The 15,968-nt window shown below is 38.2% G+C and carries 17 protein-coding genes; 10 read left to right on the top strand and 7 right to left on the bottom strand.

Going from position 1 to position 15,968, the window contains the following annotated elements:
* Positions 1–177: 177 nt before the first annotated feature.
* Positions 178–447 (top strand): UPF0223 family protein, encoded by a 270-nt coding sequence (locus ACO1DI_RS20790; RefSeq protein WP_014460994.1) that lies wholly within the window; start codon positions 178–180, stop codon positions 445–447.
* A 48-nt stretch (positions 448–495) separates the two neighbouring features.
* Here ACO1DI_RS20790 and ACO1DI_RS20785 read toward each other — a convergent pair whose 3' ends face one another.
* Entirely contained in the window at positions 496–1,131 is a 636-nt protein-coding gene (locus tag ACO1DI_RS20785; RefSeq protein ID WP_014460993.1) for a YktB family protein, read from the bottom strand.
* 267 nt (positions 1,132–1,398) lie between these two features.
* On the opposite strand from ACO1DI_RS20785, the gene ACO1DI_RS20780 reads away from it, so the two are divergent.
* On the top strand, positions 1,399–1,584 hold the full coding sequence (locus ACO1DI_RS20780) for a hypothetical protein (RefSeq protein WP_013056063.1): 186 nt from the start codon (positions 1,399–1,401) through the stop codon (positions 1,582–1,584).
* A gap of 195 nt (positions 1,585–1,779) precedes the next feature.
* Positions 1,780–2,586 (top strand): inositol monophosphatase family protein, encoded by an 807-nt coding sequence (locus ACO1DI_RS20775; protein WP_014460992.1) that lies wholly within the window; start codon positions 1,780–1,782, stop codon positions 2,584–2,586.
* Between the two features lie 108 nt (positions 2,587–2,694).
* Here ACO1DI_RS20775 and ACO1DI_RS20770 read toward each other — a convergent pair whose 3' ends face one another.
* Positions 2,695–2,880 (bottom strand): YlaF family protein, encoded by a 186-nt coding sequence (locus tag ACO1DI_RS20770; protein ID WP_014460991.1) that lies wholly within the window; start codon positions 2,878–2,880, stop codon positions 2,695–2,697.
* A gap of 113 nt (positions 2,881–2,993) precedes the next feature.
* Between ACO1DI_RS20770 and typA the strand changes: the two genes are divergently transcribed.
* Both typA and ACO1DI_RS20760 read left to right on the top strand, forming a co-directional pair.
* Positions 2,994–4,832, top strand: a complete 1,839-nt coding sequence (gene typA, locus ACO1DI_RS20765; RefSeq protein WP_423145587.1) for a translational GTPase TypA — start codon at positions 2,994–2,996, stop codon at positions 4,830–4,832.
* A 160-nt stretch (positions 4,833–4,992) separates the two neighbouring features.
* Positions 4,993–5,310 carry a YlaH-like family protein gene (locus ACO1DI_RS20760; protein ID WP_013056067.1) on the top strand — a complete coding sequence of 106 codons (318 nt, stop codon included), beginning with the start codon at positions 4,993–4,995 and terminating at the stop codon, positions 5,308–5,310.
* 26 nt (positions 5,311–5,336) lie between these two features.
* Here the strand turns inward: ACO1DI_RS20760 and ACO1DI_RS20755 are convergent, their stop codons facing one another.
* Both ACO1DI_RS20755 and ACO1DI_RS20750 read right to left on the bottom strand, forming a co-directional pair.
* Positions 5,337–5,771 (bottom strand): hypothetical protein, encoded by a 435-nt coding sequence (locus tag ACO1DI_RS20755; RefSeq protein ID WP_423145586.1) that lies wholly within the window; start codon positions 5,769–5,771, stop codon positions 5,337–5,339.
* Position 5,772: 1 nt separating this feature from the next.
* Entirely contained in the window at positions 5,773–5,973 is a 201-nt protein-coding gene (locus ACO1DI_RS20750; RefSeq protein ID WP_013056069.1) for a YlaI family protein, read from the bottom strand.
* Positions 5,974–6,158: 185 nt separating this feature from the next.
* Here ACO1DI_RS20750 and ACO1DI_RS20745 point away from each other — a divergent pair, with 185 nt between their 5' ends.
* Complete coding sequence (locus tag ACO1DI_RS20745) at positions 6,159–6,614, top strand: pyridoxamine 5'-phosphate oxidase family protein (RefSeq protein WP_042992242.1); 456 nt, start codon at positions 6,159–6,161, stop codon at positions 6,612–6,614.
* 26 nt (positions 6,615–6,640) lie between these two features.
* Here ACO1DI_RS20745 and ACO1DI_RS20740 read toward each other — a convergent pair whose 3' ends face one another.
* Entirely contained in the window at positions 6,641–7,240 is a 600-nt protein-coding gene (locus ACO1DI_RS20740) for a YhcN/YlaJ family sporulation lipoprotein (RefSeq protein ID WP_013056071.1), read from the bottom strand.
* Positions 7,241–7,456: 216 nt separating this feature from the next.
* On the opposite strand from ACO1DI_RS20740, the gene ACO1DI_RS20735 reads away from it, so the two are divergent.
* On the top strand, positions 7,457–8,785 hold the full coding sequence (locus tag ACO1DI_RS20735; protein WP_013056072.1) for a PhoH family protein: 1,329 nt from the start codon (positions 7,457–7,459) through the stop codon (positions 8,783–8,785).
* A 37-nt stretch (positions 8,786–8,822) separates the two neighbouring features.
* Here ACO1DI_RS20735 and ACO1DI_RS20730 read toward each other — a convergent pair whose 3' ends face one another.
* Positions 8,823–9,323: a hypothetical protein gene (locus ACO1DI_RS20730; protein ID WP_014460988.1), complete on the bottom strand. Its 501-nt coding sequence runs from the start codon at positions 9,321–9,323 to the stop codon at positions 8,823–8,825.
* A gap of 281 nt (positions 9,324–9,604) precedes the next feature.
* Between ACO1DI_RS20730 and ACO1DI_RS20725 the strand changes: the two genes are divergently transcribed.
* The 3 genes from ACO1DI_RS20725 (at position 9,605) to pyc (ending at position 14,788) form a co-directional block, all read left to right on the top strand.
* Complete coding sequence (locus tag ACO1DI_RS20725; RefSeq protein ID WP_370506486.1) at positions 9,605–9,871, top strand: YlaN family protein; 267 nt, start codon at positions 9,605–9,607, stop codon at positions 9,869–9,871.
* A 143-nt stretch (positions 9,872–10,014) separates the two neighbouring features.
* Positions 10,015–11,205 (top strand): FtsW/RodA/SpoVE family cell cycle protein, encoded by a 1,191-nt coding sequence (locus tag ACO1DI_RS20720; RefSeq protein ID WP_423145585.1) that lies wholly within the window; start codon positions 10,015–10,017, stop codon positions 11,203–11,205.
* Positions 11,206–11,338: 133 nt separating this feature from the next.
* Positions 11,339–14,788, top strand: coding sequence for a pyruvate carboxylase (gene pyc, locus ACO1DI_RS20715; RefSeq protein ID WP_371905476.1), 3,450 nt, complete (start codon positions 11,339–11,341; stop codon positions 14,786–14,788).
* A gap of 39 nt (positions 14,789–14,827) precedes the next feature.
* On the opposite strand, the gene ACO1DI_RS20710 is transcribed toward pyc, so the two are convergent.
* Positions 14,828–15,730 (bottom strand): COX15/CtaA family protein, encoded by a 903-nt coding sequence (locus ACO1DI_RS20710; protein WP_116073409.1) that lies wholly within the window; start codon positions 15,728–15,730, stop codon positions 14,828–14,830.
* Positions 15,731–15,968 lie beyond the last annotated feature (238 nt).

The following is a 15,968-nucleotide window of genomic DNA, read 5'->3' as shown; positions in this document are numbered from 1 at the left end:
AAGAATTATAGCACTTATTAACCCATTTGCAAAGATATTTTAAAGAGAAAATAAAAAGAAAAAAAAGGAGAAATTCTTTTATGTGAAAAGAGAATAAATTTTGTGTACATTATAGATTGTGATAAAGTTAAGAATATAGATATACATAGATTGAAGAAATAAATGGAGTGATGAGAAGTGGAATATCAATACCCTATCTCCCTTGATTGGAGTACAGAAGAAATTATTGATGTAGTGAAATTTTTTGAAAGCATTGAACGTGCTTATGAAAAAGGTATTGAGCGTGATAACCTAATGGCAGTCTATCGCCGATTTAAAGAAATTGTGCCAAGTAAAGCAGAAGAAAAAACAATCTGTAACGATTTTGAAGACCAAAGCAAATACTCTTCTTATCGAACGATTCAAAAAGCAAAGGCTGCTTCTTCTGGAGACATTATAAAAATGTAAAAAATGGAGCCAAGCTTGGCTCCATTTTTTTATATCAATTCGTTAAAATTATGCATATGCTTTTTTAGTTAGTTCATATAATGGAGTTACCGTATGAAATGTTTGTTCAATACGAGCTATCCATTCTTCGCCGTTCATTGCAATCGCTTCTTCTTTTGGAATGGTAATGCCGCATAGGATCTCAGCTTTTTTAACCGTCTCTAGACGTTCAAACAAACTCTCTAAGTCTTCAGAAGATAAGTCGCCCATTTTTTCACTATCAGGTTTTGTATGATCTTTCGACCAAACAAACGAGGCTGGGATATCTTGACGAATCTCCTCAATGTTTTGTTTTAGCAGCTTTCCAAATTGCTCTTTAATAGGTGATTCGTAAATGACGGCGAACCACACAAAGACGTGTGTTTCCCAAAGGCCAATTTGAAAATGAGGGAGCTTTTTATACCCGCGTTTACTGTTAGCAAAGGCTACCCACGTATCTGCTGGCGGGTTAACTGTTCTTCGTGCATGTTTGGCAATGTGTACGAACATTTCATCTCCACAAAGTGAAGAAAGAGTAGGAGCAAAATGATTGCTCAATTGTTCAAATTTTGGACGTATCGTTGTCTTGATGGCTTCCATACGCGCATCAAGCCCCTCGATACGGAATACGTTAAAGTCATCTTGTGAAAATCCTGAGAATGCCATGTGAAACCTCCGTTTTTTAGTGAATATGTATAGCTGCTGTGCATCTATGCAAGTAAGTATGATTTACGCGAAGATTCTACCACATGAAAAGCATAAACACCAATTAATTCGCATATGCTTGTCAAAACGTGTCTATCATTTTTTTATAGGTAATCACACAATTTAGTTACATGAGATTAGGTTTCGACATAGACTATATCAATCAAAATATCTGAAAATTTAGTTTTCTATAAGCGGGTTCAATAATTTGAGAGGGGTGTTTGAAACATGAAACAAGTGGTGAATATGTATAAGAAGAATGATGGACAAAAAAGATTAGGTGTAATTCGTTTGGAGTTAGATTACGAGTTAGCGACGTTATATGAAGCCATGATGGAGAATAATGAGGAACAAAAACAAAAATGCAAGCGAAAGCTCGAGAAACTTCGTGAAGAAATGATATCTCTTCAGTAGCAGATACGGGAATAAAATAGAACAAATAAGGGTAAACTGTAAAAAAGGATTAAACTGAATGAGCAGATTCATAAGTGGTAACAGAGCACGTGGGAGAAGAAGCGGTAGTTCTTCTCCCACGTGCTCTGTTAATTGACATCTTGCAGAGGTTTTTTTAAGCTTAAATAAGAGACGTATTTTTGAGGGGGAATTGAGATGACGCAACGCTGGAAAGAAATTGATACATACGTTAAAGAGTGGCTAAAAGAAGCTGGACAAAAAATTCAACAGTCGTTTAGTAAAGAACTTCTCATTCAAACGAAATCGAATCCAAATGATTTAGTAACAAATATGGATAAAGAAATTGAACAGTTTTTTATCTCAAAAATCAATGAAACCTTTCCGGAACATCATATTCTCGGAGAAGAAGGATATGGGGAAGAGCTTGAATCAGAAGAAGGAACGATTTGGATTATCGATCCCATCGACGGTACGATGAACTTTGTTCATCAGCAGCGAAATTTTGCTATTTCCATCGGTATATTCGAAAATGGTGTAGGACAAGCAGGTTATATTTATGATGTTATTCATAATGAGCTGTATCATGCTTTAAAAGGACAGGGCGCGTTTATGAATGACATCCAATTGCCGAAACTTGAACCTGTACCAGTTGAAGAAGCTATTATTAGCTTAAATGCAACATGGGTGACTGAGAACCGCCGTATTGATCCTTCCGTATTAAGTCCACTTGTACGTAAAGTAAGAGGGACCCGTTCATATGGATCCGCAGCTATTGAGCTTGCTTACGTAGCTGCTGGACGCTTGGATGGATACATTACTTTACGTTTGGCCCCATGGGACTTTGCTGCCGGTAAAGTATTGATTGAGGAAGTTGGAGGAGTTATGACGGATTTAGAAGGAAAGCCGTTAGAGATTCTTGAAAAAAGCAGTGTATTTGTAAGCAAACCAACATTACATGACGAAATCTTTCGTACGTATCTTGAAGGAAAGTGGAATAAATAAGATAGAAGTGAAGGCTTACGTGTAGTTAAAGAATTTTGTGATGAAAAAACGTCATGAACCATTTTGATGTTGCAAATGGCCATGACGCTTTCAATCATCGCAAAAAAATTACAGCTGCCCTTTTTCTCGCATTTTTTTCTTAGTCGTAAAGCCAAGGCCCATTACAACAATTAAAGCTGCGATAGCTAAAATGACCCCGAGAGCGCTTCCTTCTCCGATAAATACGCCAATTGACATAATTGCCGCAGTTGCGATGAATGCATATAAAACAAATACCCACTTAATGTTTCTCATGTTGATTCCTCCCATTTGTAACGGATATTTATAGTGTACAACAAAATCATTCTGCAATTCTAGAGTTAGTGTGATATAATAGCTTAGTTATTACAAGCATAGGAGTGAAATGCGTGAACATTCGTAAAGATTTACGTAATATTGCCATTATTGCCCATGTAGACCATGGGAAAACAACGTTAGTAGATAAATTATTACATCAGTCCGGAACTTTCCGTACTAATGAGCATGTTGAAGAACGTGCGATGGATTCAAATGACCTTGAGCGTGAGCGTGGAATTACAATTTTAGCGAAAAACACAGCTATTAATTATAAAGATACGCGTATCAACATTATGGATACGCCAGGACATGCTGACTTCGGTGGAGAAGTTGAGCGTATTATGAAAATGGTAGACGGTGTTCTACTTGTAGTAGACGCATATGAAGGATGTATGCCTCAAACTCGCTTTGTATTGAAAAAAGCATTAGAGCAAAACTTAACGCCGATTGTTGTTGTTAACAAAATTGACCGTGACTTTGCTCGCCCAACTGAAGTAGTTGATGAAGTAATTGACTTATTTATTGAGCTAGGTGCAAGCGAGGAACAAATTGAGTTCCCTGTTGTTTATGCTTCAGCAATCAACGGAACAGCTAGCACGAACCCTGAAAAGCAAGATGAGAACATGTCATCTCTATTTGACTCAATCATTGAGCACATTCCAGCACCAGTAGACAATAGCGACGAACCACTTCAATTCCAAGTGGCAATGCTTGACTACAATGACTATCTTGGTCGTATCGGTGTAGGTCGCGTATTCCGTGGAACAATGAAAGTAGGCCAGCAAGTTGCATTAATGAAGCTTGATGGTACGGTAAAACAATTCCGCGTAACAAAATTATTCGGTTTCCTAGGCTTAAAGCGTGTTGAAATTGAAGAAGCAAAAGCAGGAGACCTGATCGCTGTATCAGGAATGGAAGACATCAACGTAGGTGAAACCGTATGTCCGTTTGACCACCAAGATGCACTGCCAATTTTACGTATTGATGAACCTACTTTACAAATGACGTTCTTAGTAAACAATTCACCGTTTGCTGGTCGTGAAGGTAAATTTGTTACATCTCGTAAAATTGAAGAGCGCTTAATGTCTGAACTTGAGACGGATGTAAGTTTACGCGTGGAAAATACTGATTCACCGGATGTATGGGTTGTTTCAGGACGTGGAGAACTTCATTTATCTATTTTAATTGAAAATATGCGTCGCGAAGGATATGAGATTCAAGTATCAAAACCTGAAGTAATCGTTCGTGAAATTGATGGCGTTCGCTGTGAGCCAGTTGAACGTGTTCAAATCGACGTACCTGAAGAACATACTGGTTCTATTATGGAATCAATGGGTGCTCGTAAAGGTGAAATGGTTGATATGATTAACAACGGCAGTGGTCAAGTTCGTCTGATCTTTATGGTTCCTGCACGTGGTTTAATCGGTTATACAACTGAGTTCTTATCGTTAACTCGTGGTTTCGGTATCATTAACCATTCATTTGATAGCTACCAACCAATGCAGCAAGGTCAAGTTGGAGGTTGCCGTCAAGGTGTGCTTGTTTCTATGGAAAGCGGTAAATCATCTACTTATGGAATCCAAGGTGTAGAAGACCGCGGTACAATTTTCGTTGAGCCAGGTACAGAAGTATACGAAGGTATGATTGTAGGAGAACACACTCGTGAAAATGATATCGTTGTTAACATCTGTAAAATGAAGCAAATGACGAATATGCGTTCTGCTAATAAAGATCAAACAACAGGTATGAAAAAACCTCGTATTATGTCTTTAGAACAATCACTTGAATATTTAAACGAAGATGAATATTGTGAAATCACACCAGAATCTATTCGTCTACGTAAAAAAATTCTTGATAAAAATGAACGTGAAAAAGCAGCGAAAAAGAAAAAATACGCTGACACGAAATAATAAAAAAAGTAAGTCGTTAGCTCTATTTGCTAGCGGCTTGTTTTTTATCAATTATATCAGAATTTTCTATTTATTGAAAGCGTTTTATAAAGAAGGGATTTGGAAAGGAAAAAGGTGGCTTATATCGAATAATGTAAAGTAAGGAATAGGGGGAAGAATTATGGATGTAAAAGAACACCTTTCATTTTTTGCTGCTTTGTATCAAGTAGATGAACATGCAAAAATAGGAATGTGGCTGTTATACTTTACTATTTTAGGGCTATCTGTTCTCGTGTACAAACTCGGGTTTGCAAAGAAGCTGCCGCTTTTAAAATCTGTGGTTATTTACCTATTTTTAGCTTTTGGATGTACGATCTTAACGTTTTTAGGCATTTTTTTACCTGTAGCTGAAGGGCTTGTGGTTGCAGCGCTTGTATTAATTATTTATAAGATACGGCTGTATCAGGCTAAAAAACAAAACTCCACGTTGGGCTCATAAAAGACTACATAAAGAGACGCTTGTAGCTACAAGCGTCTCTTTAATATGATATAGGCGAAGACAAGAGCGGCTGCGAAAATTAAATGGCCCGCTGTCCAATAAAAAATCGCTACTGCATCATCCACCGCAGGCGTAGGCTTGAGCGCAAGCAGCGTTAACGGAAAATACAAAGGAATGGTTGGAAGTGTTAACAAAAAGGAACACAATACGATTTTTCGAATAGACATATTATTTAATTTACTTACTATGTAAACAAAAATGATTCCAATTGCAACGGCAATGAGCAAATGAAAAACAAACTCTACCCATTCAGGCCATTGAATAGGGCCAATGATAGGAATAAAATCAACATTTAATAAAAGGGTATAAACTTGTTTGCCGGTTAGCCATTCTATCCATTTTAAACACAACCCAAGGATAATCCCGCTTAACATGCCGATACTTATTCCTAATCGGAGCACCTTACCAATCCTCCTCTGTCTTTTTCGACTCATATAGCTTAAAGTTACCAGTAGCTATGCGTTCTTTTGTTCGTTTTTCAATCCGTTCAGAACATTCATTGCACATATATGTATGGATAGGACGGTTGCGCAGTCGTTTTGCCACGAGCGTTTCATCCTCAATTGTTTCAATTTTATCGCACATGACACATTGTACTCTCATTTCTATCACCTCAACTTCTCTATACATCATTCTAGCCGAAAATTCTTGTTTTATAAAGTTTTTTTGCGGTGCTATCTCTCAGTAGAAAAGGAACGATAGGAAAACATTCCTAAAGAAGCAGGTAATTTTGCTTGTTAGCTCGAAGATAGTAACTAGTAAGTACATAAACAGTAGGAGGGATGAAAATGGCCAACGAAGTCGAGACTCAATTAGTAGATGCATTATACGATGAGCTACAGACAGAGAGATTTGCAACCATTTCAACTATTGATTTTGAAACAAACGGTCCAAATGTTAGTGCCATTTCGTGGTTAGTAGCTCCGACTAAACAAAAAATTCGATTTGCCGTAGATGTCAAATCGAGGATTGTAGAAAACATTAAACATACGAATAAAGCAGTGGTAAATATTCTTGCTAATGAATCATGCTACTCCATCAGCGGAATAACTGAGGTAGTGCAAGAAAAGTTAGAAGGAGTAGCTTTAAAGCTGACGCTAATTGAACTAGATATTAATGAAGTAAGAGATGTCATGTTTTATGGCTCTAAGATTTCAGTAAATCCTTCATATGAAAAGACCTATGATCCAGTAGCAGCTGCTAAACTCGATAAGCAAGTAATTGAAGCGATAAAAAAAGCTTAGCAGCAGCCTGCCGCTAAGCGACTTTCTTATTCATTTTTTTGAAGATGATTATTAGATTGTTTTTCCTGCTCATTCTTTAAGTTTTGCTCTTGTTTATTATTTAATTTTTGATTGTTAGTATCTGTTGAACTAGGGTTTCGACGGATTTCTTCTGCAAATTCAGGCATCACTCGGTTTACAATGGCTGCTAATTCATCTAAAAATCCTGTAACCGGCCGACCTTTGCGAATTTCATTTCCAATTTGTTTTAGCCGAGCGACCGTATCAGGATCTGCAATAACAACAGAATTAGCACCGTATGGATCAGCTTTCAGACCTTCGGCAACTGTGTATTTGATTGAACTTACTTCTGAACGATCAATATCTTTACCGACGTCAATCCCTACGATTGCATACTTGCCGAGCACAATGGCAGTAGCATCATTTACATTCGGAACGCTTGAAGCCAGTTCAACTAAATGCGCTGATATTTCATTAGCAGTACGCTTGTGAGAGCGTTCAGGAGATGAATTTTTGACCTGTACAATTCGATCTGTTTTTTGCCCCTCTTCAACGTCTGCTTGGTTATTGTTGCAGCCGGTTAGTGTAATAAAACATAAGCTAATGGATAGAAAAAATTTGTTCATGTGGGAGACTCCTCCTTATGAATGACTCATTTTTTGTAGTAATTTGTATTTAGTTTCTAATAGTTCTTCTATCTTTATACACGTGTTCATATATTTAAAGAAAATGGTCCGTCCATTTAAGGTCACTTCACACATGTGCGTTACATAGTATATAAATGGATGGGTGCCTTGTTTCACTCCTTACAGGAAAAACAATCGGAGTAGGAGGCTGAATTATTGGGAAAAATTTATGTATTAGATACGAATGTTTTATTACAAGATCCGCATTCAATTTTTTCATTTGATGATAACGAAGTGGTGATTCCGGCCGTTGTGCTAGAAGAAGTTGACTCCAAGAAAAGAAATATGGATGAAGTCGGACGAAATGCAAGGCAGGTATCCAAACTCATTGATAACTTGAGACAACATGGAAAGTTATATGAGAAAATCCCTTTAGAAAATGGGGGCCATTTGCGAATTGAACTCAATCATCGCTCTTTTCAACAGCTTCAAGAAATCTTTGTGGAAAAAACAAATGATAATCGAATTTTAGCTGTTGCTAAAAATCTATCTCTTGAAGAGGAAACAAAAGAAGATGGACGTGAAGTGATACTAGTGAGTAAAGATGTGTTGGTACGTGTGAAGGCCGACGCAATCGGCTTAAGAGCAGAAGATTTTTTAAGTGATCGAGTAGTGGAATTCAATAGTATTTATACAGGCTTTTCAGAAGTCTATATTGCAAAAGAACTGCTGAGTCAATTTTACGAAAAAGGAGAGCTGCTAACGTCTCAAATCGCGAACCACTCCTTTTTTGCAAATCAATTCTTAGTGATGAAAGATGCATTTGGGGGATCCGGATCAGCCATCGGCATTGTCGATCAAACAACAACGAAAGTAAAAAAGCTTTTATTTGAATATGATCATATCTGGGGAATTAAACCTCGAAATGTTCAGCAAATTATGGCTTTAGAACTTCTTCTTAGAGACGACGTTCAACTGGTCACGTTAATTGGAAAGGCAGGTACGGGTAAAACGCTGCTTGCTTTAGCTTCAGGACTTATGCAGACGGAAGATCTAGGGTGTTTTAAAAAGCTACTTGTAGCTCGTCCAATTGTTCCTTTAGGGAAAGATATTGGATTCTTACCAGGAGAAAAGCAGGAGAAGCTTCGTCCATGGATGCAGCCAATTTATGATAACCTAGAGTACTTATTCAACACTAAAAAACCTGGAGAACTGGATGCGATTCTAGCGGGGCTCAGTTCAATAGAAGTGGAAGCCTTGACGTATATAAGAGGCCGAAGCATTCCCGAGCAGTTCATTATTATTGATGAAGCGCAAAATTTAACGAAGCATGAAATTAAAACAATTTTAACAAGGGTAGGGGAAAAGAGTAAAATTGTCCTTATGGGAGATCCGGCTCAAATTGATCATCCTTATTTAGATGAGTATAACAACGGATTAACGTACGTAGTTGAAAAGTTTAAAGAGCAAAAAGTATCGGGCCACGTTCGGTTAATCAAAGGAGAGCGCTCCGGGCTAGCACAATTAGCAGCTGATATTCTTTAAAAAAAGTGGGGTTCCTTTTGGAACCCCACTTTTTTTATTATGTAACGATGATTTCTTCCACATATTTAATAGGGTTATTTCGGTTAGATCCGTCAGGTAAATAGACATAGATAGGCCCGTCTTCTCTAAGAGGCTTTCCATCTTGGCTGAAACCAAAGATTAGTTTTTGCGCTTCTTCTAATGAAAAAGAAATCAGCGCGTCTTTTGTTTTAAATGAAACGTTGGTAGCGTCTTCAGTAGGTGAAGCGTTTGCTAGAAAAGGTGCAAATAAAATGCCAAATGTTCCATTTACTAGCTCCTGTTTTTTGAATTTCTTTTCGGTTTTTAACGTAGGAGGAAAGACGGCTCCTTCTTGAATTTCACGGTCCCAATGCTTCGAAACAGCCTTTGTGTACGCTTCTGTCTCGTCTTTTTGCTCCGGTGGATGTTCAAAGAAAACGTCCATATCGAGCTTGCGGTCATCGAAAATCCACACGCTTGGGTCGAGTGTCAGCGTATATTTTACTTTTCCTTTTAACATAATAATTGAATTCATCATAAATGCCCCCTTGCTAAAAGTATAAGCGCTTTCTACTTATTTGTCACTTTGATGAAAAAATTTAGTTGAGAGTGATTCTCGTATGCTATAATGTAAGAGTCAACGAAAGTGCGAAATTTCCTACATCTATGGTAACGATTTTGAGAAAGTAACAGTATAAAAAAGACGGCCAGCCTCACGGACATGTTTATCCTTGCTTTTTTGGAGCATAGCCTTTAAAATTGAGAGATAGATTAGGTAATCGCTCGCGAACGGAGGGATTGAGTTTGACGCCTGAGACAATGATAGATCATCGTGAAAAAGCGTATGCGTTGTTAAAAGCTGATGCAGATAAGATTTTGCAATTAATTCAAGTTCAAATGGATAACTTAACAATGCCACAATGTCCTCTTTATGAAGAGGTTTTAGATACACAAATGTTTGGTTTATCAAGAGAAATTGATTTTGCAGTTCGTCTTGGTTTAATTGATGAACGTGTTGGAAAAACATTGCTAGACCGCCTCGAGCGTGAACTTTCTGCACTGCATGAAGCGTTTACAAAAAAATAAAAATCACGCGATCGAAACTCAAACTATATACAAACGTAGTTTGAGTTTTTTATTACAGGTGGTTGAAATTTCCTAATTTACTCAAATTTGTACATAAAAGATGAAACGAAACAGAAACACGTCATTTTTAAAGGAAGAGGGTTATGGTAAAAAAAATATTTAGGCATTTTGACTATTCAATTGTAATTCCAGTGCTGCTTCTTTGTGCGGTTGGACTAGTTATGGTTTACAGTTCAAGTATGATTGTAAGTATTACAAGATATCATACGTCAAGTGATTTCTTTTACAACAGACAAAAAATGTGGCTTGCTTTTACGCTTGTATTGTTCATTTTAACAATGCTAACACCTTACAAGCTGTATCCTAAAATACTGCCTTATGCGATTCTGGGCATTTTTGTACTGCTTTTGCTTGTGTTTGTAATGGGGCATACGAGTAACAATGCGCAGAGTTGGCTGCAGCTTGGCGGAGCAAACATGCAGCCGGCTGAGTATGCCAAGCTTGTTGTCATTCTATACTTATCGTATGTTTTATCTAAAAGGCAAGAGTATATTGACAACATCAAAAAAGCTTTTTTTGGACCTATGGGTCTTGTATTTCTAATATTAGGCTTTGTAGCGATTCAGCCTGACCTTGGAACGGGATCAATTATTTTTGCTATTGCCGTTACCATTATGCTATGTTCGGGAATCTCTAAAAAAACCTTCTTCCGCATGCTAGCGCTAGGTATCATTTTGCTGACGGTCATTATTACCATTGGTTTTTTTACAGGTCAGTTTACTGCCAATCGAATTGGCCGTTTTACCGGTGCATCAGATCCGTTTGCTAATGCTCAAGGAACCGGTTATCAGTTGGTTAATTCATATTTAGCAATAGGTACAGGAGGCTTAAAAGGCCTTGGTTTAGGAGAAAGTGTACAAAAGTATGGTTATCTTCCCGAGCCCCATACCGATTTTATTATGGCTATTATTGCAGAAGAATTAGGATTCTTTGGAGTTATGCTCGTGCTGGGCCTTTTAGGCCTCTTAATTTTCAGGATTTTAATGCTGGCTAAAAAATCTCAGGATCCGTTTGCTAGCATGATTTGTATTGGAGTAGCGAGTATGATAGGTATTCAAACAGGCATTAACCTTGGAGGGCTTACGGGACTCATTCCGATTACCGGCGTCACGCTTCCGTTTATCAGTTACGGAGGGTCTTCGCTACTAACGCTGATGGTATCTATGGGAATTATTGTAAATATTTCGTTTTTCGTAAATTATCAAAATAAAAAACAGAAAAATACGGAAAATATTGTGCTACATCCGAACAATACATCAACAACAAGCGATTGATTTTCGTAAAAAAATTGTGTAAAAAAAGCAAAAATTTATTGGAATTTTATTATTTTCCATTGATTTTTGCTTTTCTTTTATACAATTTTGCTATATATTGAAGTTTATACGAAATTGAGAGGAGATTAGCAACATGAGTTTTGTAACTAAAAAAATCAAAAAAGTATTAGTAGCAAACCGAGGAGAAATTGCGATTCGTGTATTTCGAGCATGTACTGAACTGAATATTCGGACTGTTGCAATTTATTCGAAGGAAGACGCAGGTTCTTATCACCGTTACAAAGCGGATGAAGCCTATTTAGTAGGAGCGGAGAAAAAGCCGATTGATGCTTATTTAGATATAGAAGGCATCATTGACATTGCTAAGTCTCATGATGTAGATGCTATTCACCCTGGCTATGGTTTTTTGTCAGAAAATATCCAATTTGCAAAACGTTGCGAAGAAGAAGGCATTATTTTCATTGGCCCAAAATCCAAGCATCTTGATATGTTTGGCGATAAAGTAAAAGCACGTCATCAGGCTATTCAAGCAGATATTCCCGTTATTCCTGGTACGGATGGTCCTATTGATTCAATTGACGAAGCAAAAGAATTTGCTAATCAGCATGGATATCCTCTAATGATCAAAGCAGCTTTGGGCGGAGGGGGTCGAGGCATGCGTATCGTTCGCGATGCAGACAGCCTGAATGAATCTTATGATCGTGCCAAATCAGAAGCAAAAGCGGCTTTTGGTAATGATGAAGTGTACGTCGAGAAACTAGTTGAAAATCCAAAACATATTGAAGTGCAAATTTTAGGTGATGAACAAGGAAATGTTGTGCACCTTTACGAACGCGACTGTTCAGTGCAGCGTCGTCACCAAAAAGTAGTAGAAGTAGCACCAAGTGTTTCTATAGATGAAGACTTACGTCTCCGCATTTGTGAAGCAGCTGTGCAGCTGATGGAAAAAGTGCAGTACATAAATGCTGGTACAGTAGAATTTTTAGTATCAGGAAACGATTTTTATTTTATTGAAGTAAATCCACGTGTTCAAGTAGAGCACACAATTACTGAAATGATTACAGGTATTGATATCGTTCAATCGCAAATTTTAATTGCAGACGGTTACGCACTTCACAGCAAGGAAGTGTCTATTCCTGCACAAGATCAAATTCACGTACATGGATATGCAATTCAATCTCGTGTAACGACAGAAGACCCGTTAAATAACTTTATGCCGGATACGGGTAAGATTATGGCTTATCGTTCTGGTGGCGGTTTTGGCGTACGTTTAGATACGGGAAACAGCTTCCAAGGTGCTGTGATTACGCCGTATTATGATTCACTGTTAGTAAAAGTAACAACGTGGGCTTTAACATTCGATCAAGCCGCATCAAAAATGGTCCGGAACTTAAAAGAGTTTCGTATTCGTGGAATTAAAACCAATATTCCGTTTCTTGAAAATGTAGTAAAGCATGATAAGTTCTTAACAGGCGCTTATGATACATCCTTTATTGATACAACGCCTGAACTTTTTGTCTTCCCTAAGCGAAAAGACCGAGGAACTAAAATGCTTACATACATTGGGAATGTTACGGTAAACGGATTCCCGGGTGTATCGGAAAAGAAAAAGCCGATCTTTACGAAACCGCGTGTTCCTAATGTCGATATAAAACAACCAATTCCAAACGGAACAAAGCAGATTTTAGATGAAAAAGGCGCTGAAGGGCTAGTAAATTGGGTGAAAGAACGCAAGGAAGTGCTATTAACGGATACAACTTTCCGTGATGGCCATCAGTCTCTTTTAGCAACGCGTATTCGTACAAACGACTTAAAACAAGTAGCTAACCCAACTGCACGCTTGCTTCCAGATTTATTTTCTATGGAAATGTGGGGAGGAGCAACGTTTGATGTCGCTTATCGATTCTTAAAAGAAGATCCGTGGGATCGCTTGCTTACTTTACGTCAACAAGCGCCAAACGTTCTTTTCCAAATGCTTCTTCGCGCGTCAAATGCGGTTGGATATAAAAACTATCCTGATAATGTAATTAAGGAATTTGTTGAAAAATCAGCTTATGCAGGTATTGATGTTTTCCGTATCTTCGACAGCTTAAACTGGGTGCAAGGAATGACTCTTGCAATTGACTCTGTTCGTCAAACAGGAAAGATTGCAGAAGCAGCGATGTGTTATACAGGTGATATTTTAGATCCGACGCGCCGTAAGTATGATTTGGATTACTACAAGAACTTAGCAAAAGAGCTTGAGCAGTCTGGAGCACATATTCTGGGCATCAAAGATATGGCGGGTCTTTTAAAACCACAGGCAGCTTATGATTTAGTATCGGCTCTAAAAGAAACGGTTGATATTCCAATCCACCTTCATACGCATGATACAAGCGGAAACGGTGTATACACGTATGCAAAAGCAATTGAAGCAGGTGTAGACATTGTAGACGTAGCCGTAAGCTCAATGGCAGGCTTAACGTCTCAGCCAAGTGCTAACTCTCTTTATTACGCATTAGAAGGTGCGGATCGCAGACCAAATCTGGATATTAAAAATCTAGAAGAGCTTTCTTACTATTGGGAAGACGTGCGAAAATATTACCAAGACTTTGAAAGCGGCATGAACGCTCCTCATACGGAAGTGTACGAGCATGAAATGCCAGGCGGTCAATATAGCAACTTACAGCAACAAGCAAAAGCAGTTGGTTTAGGAAACCGCTGGGATGAAGTAAAAGATATGTATTCACGCGTGAATTTGTTATTTGGTGATATTGTAAAAGTTACGCCATCATCAAAAGTAGTTGGAGATATGGCATTGTTTATGGTTCAAAACAACTTGACAGAAGAAACGCTGTTTGAGCGCGGTGAAACGCTTGACTTCCCGGATTCAGTTATTGAATTGTTTGCAGGGTATTTAGGGCAGCCTCACGGGGGATTCCCTAAAGAGCTTCAGCGCATTATTTTAAAAGGCAGAAAACCTATTACAGTTCGTCCTGGAGAACTGTTAGAAGATGTCGATTTCGATGCAGTGAAAGAAAAGCTGTTTAAAGACTTAAATCGTCAAGTAACGAGTTTTGATGCCATTGCTTATGCGCTATATCCAAAAGTATTTATGGATTATCACAAAGCAGTCGAACAATACGGGGACATTTCTGTTCTTGATACACCGACTTTCCTATACGGCATGCGCTTAGGAGAAGAGGTGGAAATTGAGATTGAAAAAGGAAAAACCTTAATTGTTCGTCTTGTATCCATTGGAGAACCGCAGGCAGACGGTACGCGAACGGTATACTTTGAATTGAACGGTCAGCCTCGTGAAGTCGTGATTAAAGACGAAAGTGTCAAAACAACTGTTACGGCAAAACAAAAAGCTGACCAAGGAAATCCGGCCCACATCGGCGCTTCAATGCCTGGAACCGTTATTCGAGTAGTAGTAGAAAAAGGCGATAAAGTCTCAAAAGGTGATCACTTAATGATCACAGAAGCAATGAAAATGGAAACAACCGTGCAAGCACCATTTGACGGCGTGATTAAACAAGTACACGTGTCGAATGGAGATGGCATCCAGCCGGGAGATTTATTAATTGAATTAGAAGGCTAATCAAAAAAGGTACGAGCTCTGAGCTCGTACCTTTTTTGATTAATTATGTGTATGACGCGTTGCAAGTAAGGTTAAGTAGCTTAATACACCGAATAGGAAAGAGATAATTAAAGAATGAGCAAGCGCGAGCTCTAGCTGCAGACGTGTGACGACAACAAGCATACCCGAAACCGCCTGAAAAATAACTAGAATGAGAGCAGCTAACCATCCGTAAAAAATATTTTTTTGATGGCGATAATATTTAACTGCATGAATAAAGGCAGCTAAAATCCATACAAACGTTAAAACAGCAGCGAATCGATGTCCCATTTGAATCCACTGATTCAAATCAACAGGTAGCCAACCGTTTCCGTTTGAACAAAATGGGACGTCTGGACAAGCTAAGCTAGCTTCTTTATGGCGAACAAGCGCACCCGTGTACACAACGGCATATGTGTACAAGATAACCCCGTAAATATGTTTTTTCATTTTAGAGCCTAGCTGTATATTAGTTGCATCGAGCTTTTGATCCACTTCAAAGATAATAAGTGTTAACAGCAGCACAGAAGCAAACGAAATAAGAGAAATACCAAAATGAAGAGCAAGCACTGCATCTGATTGCCCCCACATAACGGCAGCGGCCCCAATTAATGCTTGCAGTACTAGGAAGAAAAAAGAGATAAACGCTAAAGGTCTAACTTCTTTTATATGTCCTAGTGAAATCCATGCCCATACGCATAAAGCGAGCACAAGAAAGCCCGACACGCCAGAAACTAAACGGTGGCTTAATTCAACAACGGTTTCAAATGTTAAAGGGTCAGGAATGAGCTGTCCATTACACAAAGGCCAAGAATCTCCGCACCCGTCTGCTGAACCAGTTTTCGTCACAAGGGCACCGCCAAGTAGAATAAGCAACATGGCCATGCTCGTCACAACGGATAAAAATTTTAATCCAAGTCGCACAATAATCACCATCCTAAAAGCAAAGTAAGTAATATAACGAGCTAAACAATTTATCCTAATCTTTTTGTATATTAAACATAAATTTCATTTATTCTCCATAAACTTGATTGAATTTGTTATAATGGTAGAAAGTGTAAGGTTTGTTCATAAGTTTGACTCTGCAGATATGTAAAAGGTACCGTACAGAAAACTATTTTACTTGCACAAATATCTTTTAACAAGTGACAGGGACATGCAT

Source organism: Priestia sp. 40 (assembly GCF_049368575.1).
Lineage (GTDB): Bacteria > Bacillota > Bacilli > Bacillales > Bacillaceae_H > Priestia > Priestia zanthoxyli.
The sequence above is the reverse complement of the archived record's forward strand: the minus strand, read 5'-3'. Positions and strand labels throughout refer to the sequence as shown.

Excerpts from the sequence above, each read along its gene's own strand:
- ACO1DI_RS20750 (WP_013056069.1), bottom strand. The coding sequence starts at position 5,973 with ATGAGAGTACAATGTGTCATGTGCGATAAAATTGAAACAATTGAGGAT.
- ACO1DI_RS20780 (WP_013056063.1), top strand. The coding sequence starts at position 1,399 with ATGAAACAAGTGGTGAATATGTATAAGAAGAATGATGGACAAAAAAGA.
- ACO1DI_RS20760 (WP_013056067.1), top strand. The coding sequence starts at position 4,993 with ATGGATGTAAAAGAACACCTTTCATTTTTTGCTGCTTTGTATCAAGTA.
- ACO1DI_RS20740 (WP_013056071.1), bottom strand. The coding sequence starts at position 7,240 with ATGAACAAATTTTTTCTATCCATTAGCTTATGTTTTATTACACTAACC.
- ACO1DI_RS20720 (WP_423145585.1), top strand. The coding sequence starts at position 10,015 with ATGGTAAAAAAAATATTTAGGCATTTTGACTATTCAATTGTAATTCCA.
- pyc (WP_371905476.1), top strand. The coding sequence starts at position 11,339 with ATGAGTTTTGTAACTAAAAAAATCAAAAAAGTATTAGTAGCAAACCGA.
- ACO1DI_RS20770 (WP_014460991.1), bottom strand. The coding sequence starts at position 2,880 with ATGAGAAACATTAAGTGGGTATTTGTTTTATATGCATTCATCGCAACT.
- ACO1DI_RS20725 (WP_370506486.1), top strand. The coding sequence starts at position 9,605 with ATGATAGATCATCGTGAAAAAGCGTATGCGTTGTTAAAAGCTGATGCA.
- ACO1DI_RS20730 (WP_014460988.1), bottom strand. The coding sequence starts at position 9,323 with ATGATGAATTCAATTATTATGTTAAAAGGAAAAGTAAAATATACGCTG.
- ACO1DI_RS20775 (WP_014460992.1), top strand. The coding sequence starts at position 1,780 with ATGACGCAACGCTGGAAAGAAATTGATACATACGTTAAAGAGTGGCTA.
- ACO1DI_RS20745 (WP_042992242.1), top strand. The coding sequence starts at position 6,159 with ATGGCCAACGAAGTCGAGACTCAATTAGTAGATGCATTATACGATGAG.
- ACO1DI_RS20785 (WP_014460993.1), bottom strand. The coding sequence starts at position 1,131 with ATGGCATTCTCAGGATTTTCACAAGATGACTTTAACGTATTCCGTATC.